18 protein-coding genes and 1 pseudogene are annotated in these 20,095 nt (G+C 69.6%); 11 read left to right on the top strand and 8 right to left on the bottom strand.

All coding sequences use genetic code 11. The features are described 5' to 3' along the window. The first annotated feature begins 24 nt into the window (after window positions 1-24). Complete coding sequence (locus G6N60_RS07110; RefSeq protein ID WP_163734492.1) at window positions 25-357, top strand: hypothetical protein; 333 nt, start codon at window positions 25-27, stop codon at window positions 355-357. On the opposite strand, the gene G6N60_RS07105 is transcribed toward G6N60_RS07110, so the two are convergent. Both G6N60_RS07105 and G6N60_RS07100 read right to left on the bottom strand, forming a co-directional pair. Then, window positions 318-692, bottom strand: coding sequence for a histone-like nucleoid-structuring protein Lsr2 (locus G6N60_RS07105; protein WP_246240402.1), 375 nt, complete (start codon window positions 690-692; stop codon window positions 318-320). The two genes, G6N60_RS07110 and G6N60_RS07105, sit on opposite strands and share 40 nt — an antisense overlap. 124 nt (window positions 693-816) lie before the next feature. Further along, a complete protein-coding gene (locus G6N60_RS07100) occupies window positions 817-1,362 on the bottom strand; it encodes a nucleotidyltransferase family protein (RefSeq protein ID WP_163734487.1) in 546 nt (181 codons plus the stop codon). A gap of 33 nt (window positions 1,363-1,395) precedes the next feature. Here G6N60_RS07100 and G6N60_RS07095 point away from each other — a divergent pair, with 33 nt between their 5' ends. From G6N60_RS07095 to pucL, 4 genes are all read left to right on the top strand, one after another. After that, on the top strand, window positions 1,396-3,303 hold the full coding sequence (locus G6N60_RS07095) for a PbuX/PucJ/PucK family nucleobase permease (RefSeq protein WP_163734484.1): 1,908 nt from the start codon (window positions 1,396-1,398) through the stop codon (window positions 3,301-3,303). Further along, entirely contained in the window at window positions 3,303-3,815 is a 513-nt protein-coding gene (gene uraD, locus G6N60_RS07090) for a 2-oxo-4-hydroxy-4-carboxy-5-ureidoimidazoline decarboxylase (RefSeq protein WP_163734481.1), read from the top strand. Before G6N60_RS07095 ends, uraD begins: the two co-directional genes overlap by 1 nt. An 85-nt stretch (window positions 3,816-3,900) precedes the next feature. Next, window positions 3,901-4,221 (top strand): hydroxyisourate hydrolase, encoded by a 321-nt coding sequence (gene uraH, locus G6N60_RS07085; protein ID WP_163734477.1) that lies wholly within the window; start codon window positions 3,901-3,903, stop codon window positions 4,219-4,221. A 3-nt stretch (window positions 4,222-4,224) separates the two neighbouring features. Further along, entirely contained in the window at window positions 4,225-5,124 is a 900-nt protein-coding gene (pucL, locus tag G6N60_RS07080) for a factor-independent urate hydroxylase (RefSeq protein WP_163734474.1), read from the top strand. On the opposite strand, the gene G6N60_RS07075 is transcribed toward pucL, so the two are convergent. Both G6N60_RS07075 and G6N60_RS07070 read right to left on the bottom strand, forming a co-directional pair. Then, window positions 5,125-5,919, bottom strand: a complete 795-nt coding sequence (locus G6N60_RS07075; protein WP_163734471.1) for an RNA polymerase sigma factor SigF — start codon at window positions 5,917-5,919, stop codon at window positions 5,125-5,127. Then, on the bottom strand, window positions 5,916-6,350 hold the full coding sequence (locus tag G6N60_RS07070; RefSeq protein ID WP_163734468.1) for an ATP-binding protein: 435 nt from the start codon (window positions 6,348-6,350) through the stop codon (window positions 5,916-5,918). Before G6N60_RS07070 ends, G6N60_RS07075 begins: the two co-directional genes overlap by 4 nt. 316 nt (window positions 6,351-6,666) lie before the next feature. Between G6N60_RS07070 and G6N60_RS07065 the strand changes: the two genes are divergently transcribed. From G6N60_RS07065 to G6N60_RS07055, 3 genes are all read left to right on the top strand, one after another. After that, window positions 6,667-7,494, top strand: a complete 828-nt coding sequence (locus G6N60_RS07065; protein ID WP_163734465.1) for an FAD binding domain-containing protein — start codon at window positions 6,667-6,669, stop codon at window positions 7,492-7,494. Further along, a complete protein-coding gene (locus tag G6N60_RS07060; protein ID WP_163734462.1) occupies window positions 7,491-10,118 on the top strand; it encodes a molybdopterin-dependent oxidoreductase in 2,628 nt (875 codons plus the stop codon). The genes G6N60_RS07065 and G6N60_RS07060 overlap by 4 nt, the downstream gene beginning before the upstream one ends. Window positions 10,119-10,201: 83 nt before the next feature. Continuing rightward, window positions 10,202-10,738, top strand: a complete 537-nt coding sequence (locus G6N60_RS07055) for a restriction endonuclease (protein ID WP_246240400.1) — start codon at window positions 10,202-10,204, stop codon at window positions 10,736-10,738. 6 nt (window positions 10,739-10,744) lie between these two features. Here G6N60_RS07055 and lat read toward each other — a convergent pair whose 3' ends face one another. After that, window positions 10,745-12,106, bottom strand: a complete 1,362-nt coding sequence (gene lat / locus G6N60_RS07050) for an L-lysine 6-transaminase (protein ID WP_163734459.1) — start codon at window positions 12,104-12,106, stop codon at window positions 10,745-10,747. A gap of 52 nt (window positions 12,107-12,158) precedes the next feature. Then, window positions 12,159-12,620, bottom strand: a complete 462-nt coding sequence (locus tag G6N60_RS07045) for an Lrp/AsnC family transcriptional regulator (RefSeq protein ID WP_163734457.1) — start codon at window positions 12,618-12,620, stop codon at window positions 12,159-12,161. Window positions 12,621-12,704: 84 nt separating this feature from the next. On the opposite strand from G6N60_RS07045, the gene amaB reads away from it, so the two are divergent. From amaB to htpG, 3 genes and pseudogenes are all read left to right on the top strand, one after another. After that, window positions 12,705-14,228: an L-piperidine-6-carboxylate dehydrogenase gene (gene amaB / locus G6N60_RS07040; protein ID WP_163734454.1), complete on the top strand. Its 1,524-nt coding sequence runs from the start codon at window positions 12,705-12,707 to the stop codon at window positions 14,226-14,228. Window positions 14,229-14,302: 74 nt separating this feature from the next. Beyond that, window positions 14,303-15,804: pseudogene (locus G6N60_RS29010) on the top strand (DUF222 domain-containing protein); the annotation flags it as partial. 247 nt (window positions 15,805-16,051) lie between these two features. Continuing rightward, window positions 16,052-17,980: a molecular chaperone HtpG gene (gene htpG / locus G6N60_RS07030; RefSeq protein WP_163734451.1), complete on the top strand. Its 1,929-nt coding sequence runs from the start codon at window positions 16,052-16,054 to the stop codon at window positions 17,978-17,980. On the opposite strand, the gene G6N60_RS07025 is transcribed toward htpG, so the two are convergent. Both G6N60_RS07025 and G6N60_RS07020 read right to left on the bottom strand, forming a co-directional pair. Next, window positions 17,977-19,116 (bottom strand): CaiB/BaiF CoA transferase family protein, encoded by a 1,140-nt coding sequence (locus G6N60_RS07025; RefSeq protein ID WP_163734446.1) that lies wholly within the window; start codon window positions 19,114-19,116, stop codon window positions 17,977-17,979. The two genes, htpG and G6N60_RS07025, sit on opposite strands and share 4 nt — an antisense overlap. Further along, a complete protein-coding gene (locus G6N60_RS07020; protein ID WP_163734442.1) occupies window positions 19,109-20,032 on the bottom strand; it encodes an SDR family NAD(P)-dependent oxidoreductase in 924 nt (307 codons plus the stop codon). The genes G6N60_RS07025 and G6N60_RS07020 overlap by 8 nt, the downstream gene beginning before the upstream one ends. Between the last annotated feature and the right edge of the window lie 63 nt (window positions 20,033-20,095).

Here is a 20,095-nt window from a genome sequence, read left to right as displayed (position 1 = left end):
TTTCGGCGCATCGGGAGGACCCGAATGGAACCCGTCGAGATCAACAACGGCACCTGGTACCTGCGCGGCCTGCGGTACGACGACCGCGTGGACGACCGACCCGAACTCGCCGATCTCGGCGAGACCGACCTCGACTACGTCCACGACGCGGCCGACGCGTGGGCCGACGACACGCTCTACACGTGGGCGGTGTGCGAGCCGTCGACCGGTGAGCTGCTCGCCGAGATCACCCTGGACCCCGCGACGGGCTTCATGAGGAGCCGGGCGCGGCCCGGCCACGAGGATGCGGCCGCGATGTCCGAGGACACCGTTCGGCGCTACGCCTCCGAGGTCCTCAACATTCGCGTCTCCACGTGAGCGCCTGAGGAATTCGCGGCCCGGAAGGCGTCGACGAGGTGGAACGGCAATGGGCCGCGGCCGCCGACCTGATAGCCGTTGTCCACGCACCACTGGCGGATGGCCACGCGCTCCCCACTGCTGACGTAGCGACGCCACGGGTCCGCCGGTACGAGGTGGCGCACCCGTCGCCGGTCCACTCGGCGGCCGCGTTCGGCCCACTGTGCGATGACGCCGCGCAGGATCGCCGCGTTGGCCGAGGACAGATCGACCTCGTAGCGCACCCCGTCGATCCCGAAGTCGACGGTTTCGTCGGCGGGCGTGCCGTCGACGTCGTCGGTCTTGCCGTTCTTCATGACAACCTTCATGACCCGTGGCGCATCGCGCGCCACTCCCCCTGAGGCCGGTTACCGACCGCGCACGGAACCCCATTCCGACGCCCGTCCTTCATACCACTGCCCCGCCCGCGACACCGGGCAGCTACCCGCGGTCGCGGTCGCGCCCGGTGGCCACGTCACCGCACTCGACGCCGACGACGTCGTCGCGACCGGCCAGATAGCCGCGGGCACCCTCGTCGCCGGCGAGGGTTCCCGCCAGCGGCGCGACGTGCCGACGGGCGACGACGACGGGGTGGCCGGGCCGTCCGCCGTAGGTCGCCCTAGCCAATCCGGACGGCGCGGACCGCGCGGCGAGCAGGACGCGCGCGACGGCCTCGGCGGGCACGTCGGGCAGGTCGACGAGGTGCACGACCACCCACGCCGCGTCGTCGACGGCGGCCAACCCCGCCCGCAGCGACGCGCTCATCCCGTCGGCCCAGTCCGGCGCGATCACGGCCCTGGCCCCGGCGGGCACGTCGACCACCGCGGCTCCGAGCACCACCACGACGTCGTCGCACACCCCGTCGGCCAGCGCCGCGACCGCCCGGTGCAGCCAAACACCGTCGGCGGCAAGCACTTTCGGCATGCCGAACCGGGTTCCGGCACCGGCGGCCAGGAGCACGCCTGCAACTGCGGAGGCCTTCGACATGCGAACATCGTCCACCTGGTCGATTCTTGACCCATGTCGGCCCCGGTACTCAAGGTCACCAAGAAGCGCGTCCACCCGGTCGACGAGGTGCTCCCGGTTCCCAAGCTGGGCCTCTACGGGTTTCAGCACGTCGTGGCGTTCTACGCCGGTGCGGTCCTGGTGCCGATCATCATTGCGGGCGCGATCAAGCTGCCGCAGGAGGACCTGGTCAAGCTGATCACGGCGGACCTCTTCACGTGCGGCATCGCGTCGATCATCCAGGCCGTCGGCTTCTGGAAGGTGGGCGTGCGGCTGCCGCTGCTGCAGGGCGTGACGTTCGCGGGCGTCTCGCCGATCATCGCGATCGGGCTGGCCCACGGCGGCGGCGCGGCGAGCCTGCTCTACGTCTATGGGGCGGTGATCGTCGCGGGGGTGTTCACGTTCCTCATCGCGCCGGTGTTCGTCAAGCTGCTGCGCTACTTCCCGCCGGTCGTCACGGGCACGCTGATCACGATCATCGGGCTGTGCCTGGTCCCCGTCGGCGCGGGCGACGCCGTCACCAATCCCCATACCGGAGAACATGATCCGTCGAACATCCGCTGGCTGCTCTACGCGCTGGGGACCATCGCGGTGATCGTGGCGATCCAGCGCATCTTCCGCGGCTTCATGGCCACCATCGCGGTCCTGCTCGGTCTCATCGTCGGCTGCGCGGTGGCCTTCGCCCTCGGCGACATGAACTTCGACAAGGTGGGTGCGGCCGCGCCGATCGGCTTCACCCAGCCGTTCCTGTTCGGGATGCCGAAGTTCGACGTCGTCGCCTGCGTCACGATGATCATCATCCTGCTGATCACCGCGGTCGAGTCCACGGGCAGCACCATGGCGACCGGCGAGATCGTCGGCAAGCGCATCAAGTCCTCCGACATCGGCAACGTGCTGCGCGCCGACGGGCTGGCGACCGTCATCGGCGGGGTCTTCAACTCCTTTCCCTACACCGCGTTCTCCGAGAACGTCGGGCTGGTCCGGCTGACCGGGGTCAAGAGCCGCTGGGTGGTCGCCGCGGCCGGCGTCATCATGATCGTCCTCGGCTTCCTGCCCAAGGTGGCCGCCATCGTGTCGTCGATCCCCAATCCGGTGCTCGGCGGGGCGTCGCTGACGTTGTTCGCGACGGTGGCCGCGGTGGGCATTCAGACGCTGGGCAAGGTGGACTTCACTGATCACCGCAACCTGATCATCGTCACCACCAGCCTGGCGTTGGCGCTGTGGGTGACGGCCTACCCCGACGTCGCCAAGTCCATGCCGAAGGGCATCGACCTGCTGTTCGGCAGCGGCATCAGCATCGGTGGCATCGCCGCCATCCTGCTCAACGTGGTGTTCTTCCATCTCGGCATCAGCAAGGGCCCGCGGGTGGCCGGCGGCGGCACCATCAGCCTCGACGAAGTGAACGCGATGACCAGGGAGCGCTTCACCGAGGTGTTCGGGCACGTCGTGCAGGACGTGCCGTGGGCCGTCGAGCGGGCCTTCGAACAGCGCCCCTACGCCGACACCAAGGCGCTGCGCGACGCGTTCCAGGACGCCGTGCTGACCGGATCGTCCGAGCAGCAGCTCCAGCTCATCAACGCGTTCCACGACCTCGGCGCCGAAGACGAGACGGGGCACGCGCTCGCCGTGGACCACGTCGCGCTGAGCAACCTCGCCGAGGAGGACCACAACGACGTCGTCGAGTTGGCGTCCGCCTATCGCGAGCACTTCGGGTTCCCGTTGGTGATCTGTGCCCGCGAGACCGAGCACTTCGACCGGGTGCTCAAGAACGGCTGGTCGCGGATGGACAATTCGACGCCGGCGGAGAAGGCGTTCGCCCTCATCGAGATCGCGAAGATCGCCAACTACCGCTTCGACGACCTGGTGGCCAACGCCAACCCGATCGCCGCGGCGCGGTTCGGCCGGCTCAACGAATTGGCCTGATGCCCACTCAGGGAGCGCTGGGCCTCGCGGGCTTCACCCGGCTGACCGACCGACAGCGGATGAACCTGCTCTTCGGGGTCTGCTCGTCGACCATCTGGGCCCGCCGCGTCCTCGCCGGGGGCCCGTTCCGCGACGTCGACGCGCTGCTGGACCGCGCCGACCGGGTGCTCGCCGAGTTGCCCGACGCCGAGATCGACGCGGCGCTCGACGGGCATCCCCGCATCGGCGCCAAGGTCGACAACGCCTCCTCGGCGCGCGAGCAGGCCGCCGTGGCCACCGCGGACGACGCCGTCAAGGCCGAGCTGGCCGCCAAGAACCGCGAGTACGACGAGAAGTTCGGCTACGTCTACCTGGTGTGCGCCAGCGGCCGGTCGGCGCAGGAGCTGCTCGACATCCTCACCGACCGCCTGCACAACGACCCCGAGACCGAACGGCGCGTGATGCGCAGCGAGCTGGCCAAGATCAACCGGCTGCGGCTGGAACGGCTGCTGAGCGAGCCCGCCTCGTGCTGAGTCATCCCCGCGAGCAGCCGCAAACATGCCGCGACACGCCGCAGATTGCGCACATTTGCGGCTGTTCGCGTGAGGAGGTGGACCCATGAGCCTCTCCACCCATGTCCTCGACGCGATGTCCGGCCGCCCCGCCGCGGGGGTCGAGGTCGGCCTGACCGACGTCTCCGGCGCGACCCTCACCACGGCGACCACCAACGGGGACGGGCGCGTCGGAAGCCTCGGCGACGATCTGCCCGCGGGGTTCTACCGGTTGCGGTTCGACACCGGGAGCTACTTCGCCAGACTCGACGTGCCGACGTTCTACCCCGAGGTGATCATCGCCTTCGAAATCACCGATCCGACAAGCCATTACCACGTTCCGGTGCTGCTGTCGCCGTACGCGTTTTCCACCTACCGAGGGAGTTGAGCGGTGTCCGAGATCATCCTGGGAACCAACCAGTACGGCAAGGCCGAGAATCGCATCGTCAGGATCTACCGCGACACCCCGCGGCACGAGATCCACGACGTCAACGTAAGTACCTGTCTGCGAGGCGATTTCAGCGCGGCATACCTCGCCGGTGACCAGTCCGAGGTGTTGCCCACCGACACGCAGAAGCAGACCGCCTACGCCTACGCCAAGGAGAAGGGCCTGACGTCGATCGAGGACTACGGCCTCGCCCTGGCCCGGCACTTCGTGCACGACGTCGCACCGGTGCAGGGTGCGCGCATCGAGATCGACGAGTACGCCTGGCAGCGCGCGGTCGTCGACGGCGCCGAACACGACCACACCTGGATCCGCACCGGCCAGGAGGTCCGCACCGCCGCGATCACCGTCGACGCCGAGGGCGAATGGGTCGTCGGCGGCCTCAAGGACATGACGATCCTGAAGTCGACGGGATCGGAGTTCGCCGACTTCCTCACCGATCCCTACACGATCCTGGAGCCGACCCACGACAGGGTGATGGCCACCTCGCTGACGGCGCAGTGGCGGTATGCCAGCACCGATCTCGACTGGGAGGCGACCTACGAGGGCGTCAAGACCCAACTGGTCAAGCAGTTCGCCGTGGTGCAGTCACTGGCCCTGCAGCAGACGCTGTTCGAGATGGGCAAGGCGGTGCTCGAGACGTACCCCACGATCGCCGAGGTGCGCCTGGCCGCCCCCAACAAGCACCACTTCGTCTATGACCTGTCCCCGTTCGGCGTCGAGAACCACCGCGAGGTGTTCAACGCCGACGACCGGCCCTACGGCTTCATCCAGGCGACCGTGACCAGGGACGACGCCCCGCCGCCCGGCCCGGCCTGGGACTCCTACCAGGGCTGGTTGGTCTAGCTATTCGTCGAGCTGATCACGAAGGCGGGCAAGCGATTTCGCCAGCAGCCGCGATACGTGCATCTGCGAGATGCCGACCCGCTCGGCGATCTGGGTCTGCGTCATCGACTCGAAGAATCGCAGCAGCAGCACCTGGCGCTCGCGCTCGGGGAGGCTGGCGAGCAAGGGCCGCAACGACTCTCGGTTCTCGATCTGGTCGAGGCTGAGGTCGACGTCGCCGAGGGTGTCGGCGATCGCCGGTGCCTCCTCGGTGCCGCCGCCCGCGCCGTCGATCGACAGCGTGTTGTACGAGCTGCCCGCGACGAGCCCCTCGACGATCTCGTCGCGATCCATTTCCAGTTCGGCCGCGAGTTCGGACGGCGTGGGCGCGCGCCCCAACTTCTGGGACAGCTCGGCCGTCGCCGCACCGAGGCGCAGGTGCAGCTCCTTGAGCCGCCGCGGCACCTTGACCGACCAGCTGTTGTCCCGGAAGTGGCGGCGGACCTCGCCCATGATGGTCGGCACCGCGAAGGACACGAAGTCCGACCCGGCGTCGACGTCGAAGCGGATGACGGCGTTGACCAGACCGACCCTGGCCACCTGGACGAGGTCGTCGCGCGGCTCGCCGCGGCCGTCGAAGCGGCGGGCGATGTGGTCGGCGAGCGGCAGGCAGCGTTCGACGATCCTGTCGCGCTGGCGGGTGAACTTCACGGAGCCCTCTTCGAGGCTCTGGAGCGCGCGGAACATGTCGACCACGTCCGCGTATTCAGAGTTCGATCGCGGCGACGCCGAACCCCGAGAGGACGGCGTCGTCACCGCAGCGAGCTCGCTCGCCTGGTCGTCATGGAGATCCCGAAGACCTGCGCATCGTCGGGTCCATGCCCGTCCTGGAACGTGCTCACCTCGTCGGTCAGCGAGCTCAGGACGTGCCAGCTGAAGCTGCCCGGCACGACGATGTCCGGCGACGAGCACGCGGTGGAGACGTCGACGACCAGTTGCTCGTCGAGCGGGTGCACGACCAGCACCAGCGTGGCGTCCGGCGTCGCCGAGCGGATCAGGCGGGTGCAGGCCTCGTCGACGGCCAGCCGAAGGTCGGCCACGCTGTCGAAGTCGAGGTCCTCATAGGTTCCGACGGCGCCGACCACGGTGCGCAACACCGCGAGATTCTCCAGCTTCGCCGCTACCCGTACCTCGATGGATCGTGGGCTCCGATGCCCCTCGCCGTGGCCGTCTTGACCGTCTGACACGCGCCCTCCAAGTGATCTCGAGGCGAGATTACCCCGAGCAGGCTCCCAGCTAACCACTACTACTCCGATCGCCATTGGGCGGGAACTCCGGTCGTTTCCGCCGCCGATGCGCCCCTGTCCGATCTCCGCCTCGCTGGGCCGAGTCCATTCCGCCCTGGGTGCCCACCCCGTCGACGCCTAAACCTCGAAGGCCAGCGCCGCCAGTTCCGCGTCGCGGCAACGACTTTGACCGACCCTCCAGGTCGGCCCCCGCGCGCACCGGGTCTTCGGTCGAACAGGACGTGCGCCGAAGGCCGCGCGTGACTACCGTCGTCGAATGGACCTGAACACCGTCGAGACGGTGAGTGCGCCGCGCGAGCGTGCCGAACTGTGGCCGCTGGGCCCCACCGACGCCGTCCTCGCGGGCGGGACGTGGTTGTTCTCCGAGCCTCAGGTCGAGACGCGCAGGCTCGTCGACCTGGCGGCGCTGCGGTGGCCGTCGATCACCGTGCGCGACGACGGGCTCGAACTGGCCGCCACCTGCACGCTGGCGGAGGTGTCCGCGCTGTCGCGACGGCTGCCCGCCGAGCGCGCGGCGTGGACCGCCGCCCCCCTGTTCCACCAGTGCTGCTCGGCGCTGCTGGCGTCCTTCAAGATCTGGCACACCGCCACGGTGGGCGGCAACGTCTGCCTGTCCTTCCCCGCGGGGTCGATGATCTCGCTGGCCAGCGCGCTGGACGGCGAGGTGGTCGTATGGCGCCCCACCGGCGAGGACTACCAGATGCCGATCACCGAGTTCGTCACCGGCGCCTCCTCCAACGTGCTGGCCGTGGGTGAGGTCCTGCGCGCGCTGCGGCTGCCCGCGTCGGCGCTGAGCGGGCGCACCGCGTTCCGCAAGCTGGCGCCGTCACCGCTCGGGCGTTCCGGCATCGTCGTGATCGGGCGCGTCGACGCCGACGGGACGTTCGTCCTGTCGATCACCGCGGCCACGGTCAGGCCGTACGTGTTCAGGCTGCCCGCCGTCGACGTCGAGCTGGTGCGGGCGGCGCACGCCGGCATCCCCTCGGACGCCTGGACCCAAGACGCACACGGGGATCCCGATTGGCGCCGCGGCGTCTCCCTGGTGCTGGCCGAGGAGATCTGCGCGGAGCTGGGGCACCCATGAGCTTCCTCGTCAACGTCAACGGTCAAGCGCTGCAATCGGATCCGGGCCCGGGCCAGTGTCTGCGCACGTATTTGCGCCAGCACGGGCACTTCGAGGTCAAGAAGGGTTGCGACGCAGGCGATTGCGGTGCCTGCTCGGTCCTGGTCGACGGGACGCCCGTGCACTCGTGCGTGTTCCCCGCGTTCCGGGCCGCGGGGCGTGACGTCACCACCGTCAGCGGCCTCGGCACGCCGGAGGACCCCCACCCGCTGCAGCGTCAGTTCGTCGACGCGGCGGGCTTTCAGTGCGGGTTCTGCACCGCGGGCATGATCACGACGACGTCGACGCTGTCGCCCGAGCAGCTCGCCGACCTCCCCCGAAACCTCAAGGGAAACCTGTGCCGCTGCACGGGATATCGGTCGATCACCGACGCGCTGGCCGGCGCCGTGAACACCAAGAAGTCCGGCGGCACGGGTGATTCGGTCGGCGCGCCGGCGGCCATGCGCGTGGTCACCGGCACCGAGCAGTACACGATGGACCACGCCGTCACGGGTCTGCTACACCTCGCGGTGCTGCGCAGCCCCGTCGCACACGCGCGCATCCGTGCGATCGACACCACAGCGGCCGAGGCGCTGCCGGGGGTGCGCCTGGTGCTCACCCATCGCGACGTTCCTCCCGTCGCCTTCTCCACCGCCCGCCACGACAACAGGCTCGACGATCCGGACGACACAGTGATCCTCGACGACACCGTGCGCTTCGTCGGCCAGCGCGTGGCCGCCGTCGTCGCCGAGTCCGTCGCCATCGCCGAGAAGGCCTGTCGCGCAATTCATGTCGAGTACGACGAGCTGCCCGCGGTGCTCGACCCGGAGCTCGCGCGGGCCGCGGACGCCCCTCTGGTGCACGGCGACAAGGGTCCCGACAGCCGCATCGCCGACCCGTCGCGCAACCTCGTCGCCGAACTGCACGGCGGTACCGGTGACGTCGACGCCGGCGTGGCGGCGGCCACCGCGGCCGGCGGCGCCGTCGTGACCGGGCGCTGGCACACCCAGCGCGTGCAGCATGCGCACCTCGAGACGCACGGGTCGACGGGGTGGCGCGACGACGACGGCCGCCTGGTGATCCGCACCAGCTCGCAGGTCCCGTTCCTGGTGCGCGACGAGCTGTGTCACGTCTTCGGACTCGACCGCTCCGAGGTGCACGTGTTCACCCGGCGGGTGGGCGGCGGCTTCGGCGGCAAGCAGGAGATGCTGACCGAGGACCTCGTCGCGCTGGCGGTGCTGCGGCTCGGCCTGCCGGTGCGCTACGAGTTCAGTCGCTCCGACGAGTTCGTCGCCGCACCGTGCCGGCATCCGTTCCGGGTGGACGCGACCGTCGCGGCGGGTCCGGACGGCGTGCTGACGGCGCTCGCGGTCGACGTCCTGGTCGACGCCGGGTCCTACGGCAACCACAGCACCGGCGTCATGTTCCACGGCTGCGGCGAGTCGGTCTCGGTCTATCGCTGCGCCAACAAGCGCGTCGACGCTGCGGCCGTGTACACCAACAACATTCCGTCGGGGGCCTTCCGCGGTTACGGTCTCGGCCAGGTCATCTTCGCCGTGGAGTCGGCACTGGACGAGCTCGCCGAGCGGCTCGGCATCGACCCGTTCGACCTGAGGCGGCGCAACGTCGTCGTCCCCGGTGATCCCTTCACCGACGCCCACGTCGCCGACGACGACCTCAGCTACGGCAGCTACGGCCTCGATCAATGTCTCGACCTCGTGCAGCGCGCGTTGGCCGGGGGCGGCGGGAGCCCGGTGCCCGACGGCGCCCGGTGGCGGGTCGGCGAGGGCATGGCCATCGCGATGATCGCCACCATCCCGCCGCGCGGCCACTTCGCCGACGCGTCGGTCTCCCGCGACGCCTACGGCGACTTCACGCTGTCGGTCGGGACCGCCGAGTTCGGCAACGGCACCTCCACGGTGCACACCCAGATCGCCGCCGAGGAGCTGGGCGTCGACTCCAGCCGCATCCGCCTCCGCCAATCCGACACCGACGCAACGCATTACGACACGGGTGCGTTCGGCTCGGCCGGTACGGTGGTCGCCGGCATCGCGGTGCAGGCCGCCTGCCGCGAGCTGCGCGCCGCGATGGCCGACGCGCCGCCCGGCCAGCCGCTGATCGGCTACGGCCGCCACGACGGCACCCCGCGATCGGTGGCGTTCAACGTGCACGGCTGCCGGGTCGCGGTCGACGTCCAGACCGGCGAGGTGCGCATCCTGCAGTCGGTGCACGCCGCCGACGCCGGGGTGGTGATGAACCCCGAGCAGTGCCGCGGACAGGTCGAAGGCGGTGTCGCACAGGGCATCGGCAGCGCGCTGTACGAGGAGATGCGCACCGGTCCCGACGGCGGCGTCACCACCGCCGAACTGCGCAACTACCACATCCCCCAGCTCGCCGACCTGCCCGTGACGGAGGTCTACTTCGCCGACACGTACGACATGCTCGGCCCCTTCGGCGCCAAGTCGATGAGCGAATCGCCCTACAACCCGGTCGCCCCCGCCATCGCCAATGCGATCGCGCGGGCCTGCGGGGCGCGGCTGCACCAGCTGCCCATGACCCCGGCCCGGGTGTGGCGGGCGCTCAACGGCTCTTCGCGCCCAGACTGAATCTCACGACGCCTCACCCGGAGTTTGCGTCGTCGGAATCAGTCTCGCGCGCGTTGTCGGCGTGCCGCACTACCCTTCGCCACGTGTGGAAGGTCTACCTGGTCGTGGCTCTGGCGTCGGGAATCGCGGCGCATGCACTGGGTGTCGGATGGCCGTGGAGCATCGCCATCGGCGCGCTGGCGCCCTCGCTCCCGGCGTTCCTCGTCGGCGTGCTCCGCGGTGCCCGCACGCCGGCCGCCAGGGAGGATCCCGCGATCGCCAAGCAGGCGATGTCGGGGGTGGAGTTCGAGGACCACGTCGCCCGCATCGCCAGGGCCAGTGGCGCACCGGTGATGACGACGAAGATCACCGGCGACTTCGGCGTCGACCTCGTCGTCGGTCGACGGCCGAATCGCCTCGCGATTCAATGCAAACGGCAGATGCGTCCGGTGGGCGCCGGCGCCGTGCAGGAGGTCGTGGCCGGTGCGCCGATGCACGACTGCACCCACACGATGGTCGTGACCAACCACGACTTCACCTCCGCCGCACGCACATTGGCCGAGCGGCACGGGTGCGTGCTGGTCGGCGGCGACGACCTGACCCGACTGGCCTCGACGATCCGCCGGTTGGTCGTCCCCTGACCGCGGCTACAGCTCGGCGAGCGCCGCGCGCACGGCGTCGACGGCCGCGTCGAGCTCGGCCTCCGACACCGTGAGGGCGGGCCGGAAGCGGACGCTGTCGGGACCGCTGGCGAGCATGATCACGTGCCGATCCCACAGCGCGGCGATCAACGCGTCGCGCTGCGCCGTCGTCGGCATGCTGAACGCACACATCAGACCGCGGCCGCGGGGATGGAGCACGCGCTCCGGGAACTCGGCGGCGAGGTCGTCGAGGCGGTCGAGCAGGTGGCGCCCACGGTCGGCCACCTGCGGCAGCAGCCGTTCGGCCTCGATGGTCTCCAGGATGCGCCGCGCCCTGACCATGTCGGTCAGGTTGCCACCCCAGGTGGAGTTGATCCGCGAGCTGACGGCGAACACGTTGTCGGGAACGTCGTCGACCCTGGTGCGGGACTGCTCCCCGTGGGCGCGGCCGCCGGCCATCACGCCGCACACCTGGGTCTTCTTGCCGAACGCCACGACGTCGGGCGTGACGCCCAATTGTTGGTAGGCCCAAGCGGTTCCGGTCATCCCGCAGCCGGTCTGGACCTCGTCGAAGATCAGCAGCGCGTCGTACTCGTCGCACAGATCGCGCATGGCGGCGAAGAATTGGGCGCGGAAGTGGCGGTCGCCGCCCTCCCCCTGGATGGGCTCGGCCAGGAAGCACGCGACGTCGTGCGGATGGGCCTCGAACGCCGCGCGGGCCTGCCGTAGCGACTCGGCCTCGAGCTCCGCCATGTTCGCGCCGGGGCGCACGTACGGCGCGTCGATGCGCGGCCAGTCGAACGTCGGGAACCGCGCGACCTTGTTGGGGTCGGTGTTGGTCAGCGACAGCGTGTAGCCGCTGCGGCCGTGGAACGCGCCGCGCAGGTGAAGGACCTTGGTCCCGAGGGCGGGGTCGATCCCGTGGCTCTCGTTCCAGCGGCTCTTCCAGTCGAAGGCCACCTTGAGGGCGTTCTCGACGGCCAGTGCGCCGCCGTCGACGAAGAACAGGTGCGGCAGGGCGGGATCGCCGAGGACGCGGGCGAAGGTCTGCACGAAGCGGGCCATCGGCACGCTGTAGACGTCGGAGTTGCTCGGCTTGTTGACCGCGGCCGCGGCGAGTTCGCGGCGAAACGCCGGGTCCTCGGCGAGCGCGGGGTGATTCATGCCGAGCGCCGAGGAGGCGAAGAACGTGAACATGTCGAGGTAGCGCTCCCCGGTGCGGGCGTCGACGAGGGAGGAACCCTGCGATCGCTCGACGTCGAGCACGAGGTCGAGACCGTCGGCCAGGATGCTGCGGCCAAGCACCGCGTGGACGTCGACGGGGTCGACGTGGGAGGCGAGGTCGCGCGCAGGCAGGACGGCGGTCATGCCGCCATCCTAACGGATTATTTACGGTCCGTGGCCCGTTTGGCCGTATCTTCTACGGTATGACGTCACGGCCATCGTAAAAAGTCTGTAAGATGATCGTGCTTCGGGTTCGGACGTTCGCCGCGGTCCGGATCTGCTGCAGGAGGTCTTCGAGCGCTCTGGCCGAGCGGACCCGCACCAGCAGGACGTAGCTCTCGTCCCCGGCCACCGAATGGCACGACTCGATGGCCTCGATGTGCTCGAGTCGGGCGGGCGCGTCGTCGGGTTGAGAGGGATCGATGGGAGTGATGGACACGAACGCCGACAGCATGTTGCCGACGGCCTCCGGGTCGACGCGCGCGCGGTATCCCAGGACCACGCCGCGGGTCTCCAGCCGTCGCACGCGCGACTGCACCGCCGACACCGAGAGCCCCGCGACGGCGGCCAGGTGGGCGAGCGTGGCACGCCCGTCCGCCACCAACTCGCGAACCAGCGTGCGGTCGATGTCGTCGAGCTCGTCCGCGGCGTCGGCCATGGCCGGAGACTATCGCAGCGAGGCGACGCGGTGACCGTCCGTCAGGCCCCTATCCACACACCACGACGAGGAGAAAGCAGTCCCATGAGCCTCCCCACCGCCGAGACGCTCCGAGACCGGGCCCGCGCGGCGCTGCAGGCCGTCGGTGCGACCGTCGAGCTCGGCGCGCCGGGCGAGTCCGGTCTGCCGGCCAGCACACCCGTCACGGGCGACGTGCTGTGCACCGTTCCCGAGACCACGCCCGACGCCGCCGACGCCGCGATCGCCGCCGCCGCAGGGGCGTTCGCGCAGTGGCGGATCACCCCGGCCCCGGTGCGCGGCGCTCTCGTCGCCCGGCTCGGCGAACTGCTCGTCGAACACCAGGCCGACCTCGGCACGCTGGTGACGATCGAGGCGGGCAAGATCACCTCCGAGGCGCGCGGCGAGGTGCAGGAGATGATCGACGTCTGCCAGTTCGCGGTCGGGCTATCGCGGCAGCTGTACGGCCGCACGATCGCCTCCGAGCGGCCGGGCCACCGGCTCATGGAGACCTGGCACCCGCTCGGCGCCGTCGGCGTCATCACGGCGTTCAACTTCCCCGTCGCGGTATGGGCGTGGAACACCGCGATCGCCCTGGTGTGCGGTGACACCGTCGTCTGGAAGCCCTCGGAGCTGACACCGCTGACCGCGATCGCCTGCCAGGCGCTGATCGAGCGGGCCGCCGCCGACGTCGGCGCACCGGCCGACGTGAGCCGAATCATATTGGGCAACAGGGACATCGGTGAGCAACTCGTCGACGATCCACGCGTCGCACTGGTGAGCGCGACCGGGTCGGTGCGGATGGGTCGGGAGGTCGGCCCGCGCGTCGCCCAGCGGTTCGGCCGGTCGCTGCTGGAACTCGGTGGCAACAACGCCGCCATCGTGGCGCCGTCGGCGGATCTCGATCTCGCCGTGCGCGGCATCGTCTTCTCGGCGGCGGGTACCGCGGGGCAGCGCTGCACGACGCTGCGACGCGTCATCGCGCATCACTCGATCGTCGACACGCTCGTCGAGCGCATCACTGCGGCGTACCGCAGCCTGCCGATCGGCGACCCGGCCGCCGACGGCACCCTCGTCGGGCCGCTGATCCACGAACGGTCCTACCGCGACATGGTGGGTGCGCTGGAGAAGGCCCGCGCCGACGGCGGGGAGGTCGTCGGCGGCGCGCGACGCGATCTGGGCGAGGGCTCGTTCTACGTCGAACCGGCCGTCGTGCGCATGCCGGCACAGACCGCGGTCGTGCACGAGGAGACGTTTGCGCCCATCCTCTACGTGCTGACCTACGACGCGCTCGACGAAGCCATCGCGCTGAACAACGCCGTGCCACAGGGTCTTTCGTCGGCCATCTTCACCACCGACGTGCGCGAGGCCGAGACCTTCATGGCCGCCGACGGCTCGGACTGCGGAATCGCCAACGTCAACATCGGCACCTCGGGCGCCGAGATCGGTGGCGCGTTCGGCGGCGAGAAGCAGACCGGCGGCGGCCGCGAGTCCGGCTCGGACGCCTGGAAGGCCTACATGCGGCGCGCCACCAACACCGTCAACTACAGCTCGAAACTCCCGCTCGCCCAGGGTGTGCACTTCGGCTAAAGCTCTTGCGTCACTTGGGTTTCTAGCGTCACAGCTCGGACGGTCTTGTCGGTGGTCGAAGGTATGTTCGAGTCATGTCCTCGGAACGTGCGCTCGCCGCGGTGGCAGCGCTGCGCGCGGTCCACGACGAACTCGATGCCTGCGATCTCGACTCGCTGACGGCCGGCGAGACCGTCGCGTTGCTCGACGCGCTCGAAGAGGCCGAGTGCCGCACCGCCGCCCACCGACACCGCGGCCTGGCCCAGTTGCAGCAGCAGACCACGGCCGTCGAGATGGGCGCCAAGTCGTGGCGTGACGTGCTCGCGACGCGGTGGCGGCTCTCCGGTAGCGAGGCCAAGATGCGGCTCGATCAGGCCGCCCTGCTGGGGCCCCGCCGGTCCTTCACCGGAGAGCTGATGGCGCCGTCGCTGGAGGCGGTCGCCGTCGCCCAGCGGATGGGGTTCCTGACCAACGAGCACGTGGAGATCATCCGCAAGGGCATCGCGAAGCTCCCGGGCTGGGTCCAGCGGGACGAACGGGATCAGATCGAGGTGGACTGGGTTCGCCACGGCGTCGGGGGCGGGCCGAAGGCCCTTCGGGACCAGGTCGACAAGACGCTGTTCCTGTTGGATCAGGACGGTCAGCCACCGAATGATCAAGAGCGCCAACACCGTCGCGGTGCGCACCTGGGTCGGCAACGCCCTGACGGGATGACCGAGTTCACCGTCACCATGACACCCGCGTGCCGCGCGGTGTGGGAAGTGCTCATGGCCAAGTTCGCCGCCCCCGGCATGTGCAACCCGGCCGACGACGAGCCGTGCGTCTCGGGAACGCCGAGCCAGGCCCAGATCGACGGCGACACGCGCACTTTCGCCGAGCGTCAACACGACGCCGCGTACTTCATCGGGCGTCGAGCGCTGGACAAGGGCGAGCTCGGCCGCCTCAACGGCCTGCCGACCTCGATCCTGGTTCGCCCACCCTGCAGGACCTGATGACCATGACCGGGACCGCCAGCACCGGCGGCGGTGGGGCCATGCCGATCAAGGACCTGGTGCGGCTGGCCGCCGAGAACAATGCCAACAGCTATCTCGGGGTGTTCGACGACGTCACGGGCGAGGTGCTGGACTTCTTCCGGACCCGCCGGACCGCGTCGACCGCTCAGCGGCTCGCCATCATCCTGCGCGACGGCGGCTGCACGAAACCCGGCTGCCCCGTACCCGCGTACGGCAGCCAGGTGCACCACACGGTCGCCGACTGGTGCGAGGGCGGCAACACCAACGTCAACGAGATGAGCCTGGCCTGCGGGTCGGACAATCGGATGGTGGGCCCCGGCGGCTGGACCACCCGCATGAACGCCGACCACGACACCGAGTGGTATCCACCCACGAACCTCGACACCGGGCAGAGCCGGGTCAACCACTATCACCACCCCGAGCGGTTCCGGATGCCCGACGCCGACACCTGGAGCCCCGACGTTCCCGCGACGCGGCGGGACGTGGTGGTGGAGCCGGATGGGCGAGTCGAACCCGTGAACCCGCCCGAGCCTGTCCCGGTACCCCAGCCGGAGCCCGACACGACTCCGCCGCTGAGCGCCGAAGGCTGGCGGCCGGAGACGTTCGTCGAGCCCGAGCCCGAGCCGTGCGACGAGCCTGCGCCGTGCGACGAGCCCGCGCCCACCGACGACACGCCCACACCACCGCAGCGCGCCGAATGCCGGCGCCCTGAGCCGCTTGCCGAGCCGGACACCTGGGCGTCGGACCTCGACGCGACCGTCGACGAGCAACGCCACCCGCGCGGGTGGAGTCCCGCATTCGCCCATCGTCGCCGGGTTTTAGGATGGCCGCGTGAGCGAGCAGGTCGAACAGAGAGAATTCCAGGCAGAGGCCCGCCAGCTGCTACAGCTGATGGTGCACTCGATCTACTCCAACAAGGACTCGTTCCTGCGGGAGTTGATCTCCAACGCGTCCGACGCGCTGGACAAGCTGCGGCTCGAGGCGTTCCGCAACAAGGACCTCGAGGTCGACACGTCGGATCTGCACATCGAGATCGACATCGGGGCGACGGGAACTGGGATCGACAAGGCCGCGCGGACGCTGACGATCCGTGACAACGGCATCGGGATGACGCGCGACGAGGTGGTCGAGCTCATCGGCACGCTCGCGAAGTCGGGAACCGGCGAGCTGCGCCAGAAGCTGCGCGAGGCGAACCAGGCCGGGCAGACCGAGGAGCTGATCGGCCAGTTCGGCATCGGCTTCTACTCGACGTTCATGGTGGCCGACGAGGTCGAGCTGCTGACCCGCAAGGCGGGCGAGAGTTCGGCCACCCGTTGGGAATCCAGCGGCGACGGCACCTACACGATCGCCACCGTCGACGACGCGCCGCAGGGCACGTCGGTGACGCTGCACCTCAAGCCCGCGGACACCGACGACGAGCTGCACGACTACACCGCGCCGTGGAAGATTCGCGAGCTGGTCAAGAAGTACTCCGACTTCATCTCGTGGCCCATCCGCATGGAGGTCGAGAAGACCACGCCGGCAGCCGAGGAGGGCGGCGAGCCGACGGTGACCGTCGAGACGGAGACGCTCAACTCGCGGACGGCGCTGTGGGCCAAGCCCAAGAGCGAGGTCTCCGACGAGGAGTACGCCGAGTTCTACAAGCACATCGCCCACGCGTGGGACGAGCCGCTCGACGTCATCGCGATGAAGGCCGAGGGCACCTTCGAATACCAGGCGCTGCTGTTCATCCCGTCGATGGCCCCGTTCGACCTCTTCAACCGCGACGGCCACACCGGCGTCCAGCTGTACGTCAAGCGCGTCTTCATCATGGGTGACTGCGACGACCTGGTGCCGGAGTACCTGCGGTTCATCAAGGGCGTGGTCGACGCACAGGACATGTCGCTCAACGTGTCTCGCGAGATCCTGCAGCAGGACCGCCAGATCAAGGTGATCCGCCGCAGCCTCACCAAGAAGGTGCTCTCGGCGATCAAGGACCTGCAGGCCAACCGTCCCGACGACTACGCGACGTTCTGGTCGCAGTTCGGCCGGGTCTTCAAGGAGGGCTTGATCTCCGACGGCGACAACCGCGACGCGGTGCTGCGGGCGTCGTCGTTCGCGTCGACGTTCAGCGAGTCGACGACGCTCGCGGACTACGTCGGGCGGATGAAGGAGGGCCAGGAGCAGATCTACTACGCGACGGGCGAGTCGAAGGCACTGCTGGAGCGTTCGCCGCACCTGGAGGCCTTCAAGGCCAAGGGCTACGAGGTGCTGCTGCTGACCGATCCCGTCGACGAGGTGTGGGTCGGGTCGGTGCCGGACTTCGACGGCAAGGCGCTGCAGTCGGTCGCGAAGGGCGAGGTCGACCTCGGTGCGGACGACGACGCCGACGAGGCCGAGCACGGCGACTTCACCGAGCTGTTGACGTGGCTGAAGGAGACCCTCGACGAGCACGTCAAGGAAGTGCGGCTTTCGACGCGCCTGACGTCGTCGCCGGCATGCCTCATCACCGACACGTTCGGCATCACGCCGCAGCTCGCGCGGATGTATCGCGCGTCGGGGCAGGAGATTCCGGTCGGGAAGCGGATCCTCGAACTCAACCCCGACCACGCTCTGGTGACCGGTCTGCGCGATGCGCTGTCCGCGTCCAGCGAGAAGGACGGTCTCGCCGAGACGGCCGAATTGCTGTACGGGACAGCGCTTCTCGCCGAGGGTGGAGCGCTGGACGATCCGGCGCGGTTCGCCTCGCTGCTGGCCGACCGGCTGGCGCGCACCGTCTAGCGGCGCGGGTCCTCGGCCAGCACCTCGGCGGTGTCGGCGCCCAGTGCGGGCGCGGCCCCGGCGACCCGGCCGGGAGTGCGCGAAAACCACGTCGGCACACCGGGAAAGCGCACCGGCCCGTGCGGGGTGTCGACGGTTTCGAAGAAGCCGACGGCGTCGAGGTGCGGGTCGTCGAACAGTTCGTCGGGTGTCTGAATGGGCGCGGCGGGGATCTGCAGTTCGCCGAACAGTTCGAGCCATTCGGCCGTCGTGCGCTCGAGCAGCGTCTCGGCGATCCGTCCGTACATGACGTCGATCTGCTTGGCGCGCTGCTCCAGGGTGGCGAACGAATCGTCGTTCCACTCCGGCTGCACCGCGTCGACGAACGCCTTCCAGTGCTTGTCGTTGTAGATGAGCACCGCGACGTGTCCGTCCTTCGTCGGGTACGGCTTGCGGTTGCGCGCCACCGTCCGCGGGTAGACCGCGGGACCCAGCGGCGGGGTGAACATCTTGCCGTTGGCGTGCTCGACGAGCAGGAAGGACGCCATGGTCTCGTACATGCTGACCTCCACCTCCTGCCCCTCGCCGGTGCGTTCGCGGTGGAACAGCGCCATCATGGTGGCGTACAGCGCGGTGAGGCCGCCGACCTTGTCCGCGACGATGCTGCCGACGTAGGTCGCCTCGCCGGTGAGCATCTCCTGCACGGCCGCGAGACCCGACTGCGCCTGGATGATGTCGTCGTAGGCGGGGCGGTCGGCCTCCGGTCCGCGGCGGCTGTAGCCGTAGCAGTTGGTGTAGACGATGGCCGGGTTGATCGCGGCCACGTCGGCGTAGGAGAAGCCGAGCTTGGCGACGGCCCGCGCCCGCATCGAGTGGATGAAGACGTCCGCGTCGGCGACCAGCGTCCGCAGGGCGTCGGCGCCCTCCGCGGTCGCGAGATCGAGTACGACACTGCGCTTTCCGCGGTTCACGTTGTAGAAGACCCCGCTCATCCCGGGTGCCGGGCCGACCGAGATGTAGCGGGCGTTGTCCCCGGCGGGCGGCTCGACCTTGATGACGTCGGCGCCCATGTCGGCCATGATCTGGGTGCAGTACGGCCCCATCACGACGGCGGTGAGGTCGATGACCCGTACGCCCTGCAGCGGGCCGCTAGACATGACCGATCGCCTGACTCGCCATCGTGAAACTGTAACGGATGTGCTCGTCGTGCCCGTTCGGCACGGGCGGGAACACCACCGGTGCGGTGTCGTCGCGGATGGCGTCGAGCTGCTCGCCCACCTCCTCGATCGACCACGACGGCCGGTACACGCCGGGGGTCTCGGCGATGAACGCCCGCGCGAGCCGGCCCGCGAGCGCGACGATCATTTCCCCTGTGATGGAACAGGATTCGTGAGCCAGGTAGGCGACTGCGGGCGCGACGAGCTCGGCACCCATGGGCGGGTAGGCCGAGGTGTCGATGCCTTCGGCCATCCGCGTCACGGCCGCGGGCACGATGACGTTGCTCAGCACGCCGTGCGCGGCACCCTCGATCGCGGCGACGTTCGACAGCCCGATGACGCCCGACTTGGCGACCGCGTAGTTGACGACGTCGTGGTTGCCGTAGAGCCCGCCGATCGACGACGTGAGGACGATGCGACCGTACCCGGCATCGCACATCACCGGAAAGGCTTGGCGCACGACGTGGAAGGCACCCCGCAGGTGGACGTCGAGCACCGCCTCGAAGTCGTCGACGCCGATGTCCCGCAGCGCGGCTCGCCGTACGTTGCCCGCGTTGTGCACCAGCACGTCGATGCGGCCGTAGTGGTCAAGCGCGGTGTCGACGATGGCCGCCCCGCCGGCGGCCGTGGCCACCGAGTCGACGTTGGCGACGGCCTCTCCCCCGGCGGCGACGATCTCGCGGGCCGCGTCGTGCGCGGGTCCGGAGTCGCTGCCCTCACCCGTCAGGCTGCCGCCGACGTCGTTGACGACGACCTTCGCGCCGCGCGACGCCAGCAGCAGCGCATAGGCCCGACCGAGTCCCCGCCCGCCGCCGGTGACGACGGCGACGCGATCGTCGAACCTGGCCTCAGCCATGCGCCGAGCGCACGCTTCGTGTACGCGAAACGCGAGTGGGGCCGTCAAGAAGCGTGCGCTCGG

The sequence above is a fragment of the Mycolicibacterium madagascariense genome (assembly GCF_010729665.1).
Taxonomy (GTDB): domain Bacteria; phylum Actinomycetota; class Actinomycetes; order Mycobacteriales; family Mycobacteriaceae; genus Mycobacterium; species Mycobacterium madagascariense.
Note: the sequence above shows the minus strand (reverse complement) of the source record. Positions and strands in the feature narration are given on the sequence as shown.

Excerpts from the sequence above, each read along its gene's own strand:
- G6N60_RS07060 (WP_163734462.1), top strand. The coding sequence starts at position 7,491 with ATGAGCTTCCTCGTCAACGTCAACGGTCAAGCGCTGCAATCGGATCCG.
- G6N60_RS07095 (WP_163734484.1), top strand. The coding sequence starts at position 1,396 with ATGTCGGCCCCGGTACTCAAGGTCACCAAGAAGCGCGTCCACCCGGTC.
- G6N60_RS07065 (WP_163734465.1), top strand. The coding sequence starts at position 6,667 with ATGGACCTGAACACCGTCGAGACGGTGAGTGCGCCGCGCGAGCGTGCC.
- lat (WP_163734459.1), bottom strand. The coding sequence starts at position 12,106 with ATGACCGCCGTCCTGCCTGCGCGCGACCTCGCCTCCCACGTCGACCCC.
- uraD (WP_163734481.1), top strand. The coding sequence starts at position 3,303 with ATGCCCACTCAGGGAGCGCTGGGCCTCGCGGGCTTCACCCGGCTGACC.
- amaB (WP_163734454.1), top strand. The coding sequence starts at position 12,705 with ATGAGCCTCCCCACCGCCGAGACGCTCCGAGACCGGGCCCGCGCGGCG.
- G6N60_RS07020 (WP_163734442.1), bottom strand. The coding sequence starts at position 20,032 with ATGGCTGAGGCCAGGTTCGACGATCGCGTCGCCGTCGTCACCGGCGGC.
- G6N60_RS07105 (WP_246240402.1), bottom strand. The coding sequence starts at position 692 with ATGAAGAACGGCAAGACCGACGACGTCGACGGCACGCCCGCCGACGAA.
- uraH (WP_163734477.1), top strand. The coding sequence starts at position 3,901 with ATGAGCCTCTCCACCCATGTCCTCGACGCGATGTCCGGCCGCCCCGCC.
- G6N60_RS07110 (WP_163734492.1), top strand. The coding sequence starts at position 25 with ATGGAACCCGTCGAGATCAACAACGGCACCTGGTACCTGCGCGGCCTG.
- G6N60_RS07045 (WP_163734457.1), bottom strand. The coding sequence starts at position 12,620 with ATGGCCGACGCCGCGGACGAGCTCGACGACATCGACCGCACGCTGGTT.
- G6N60_RS07100 (WP_163734487.1), bottom strand. The coding sequence starts at position 1,362 with ATGTCGAAGGCCTCCGCAGTTGCAGGCGTGCTCCTGGCCGCCGGTGCC.
- G6N60_RS07025 (WP_163734446.1), bottom strand. The coding sequence starts at position 19,116 with ATGTCTAGCGGCCCGCTGCAGGGCGTACGGGTCATCGACCTCACCGCC.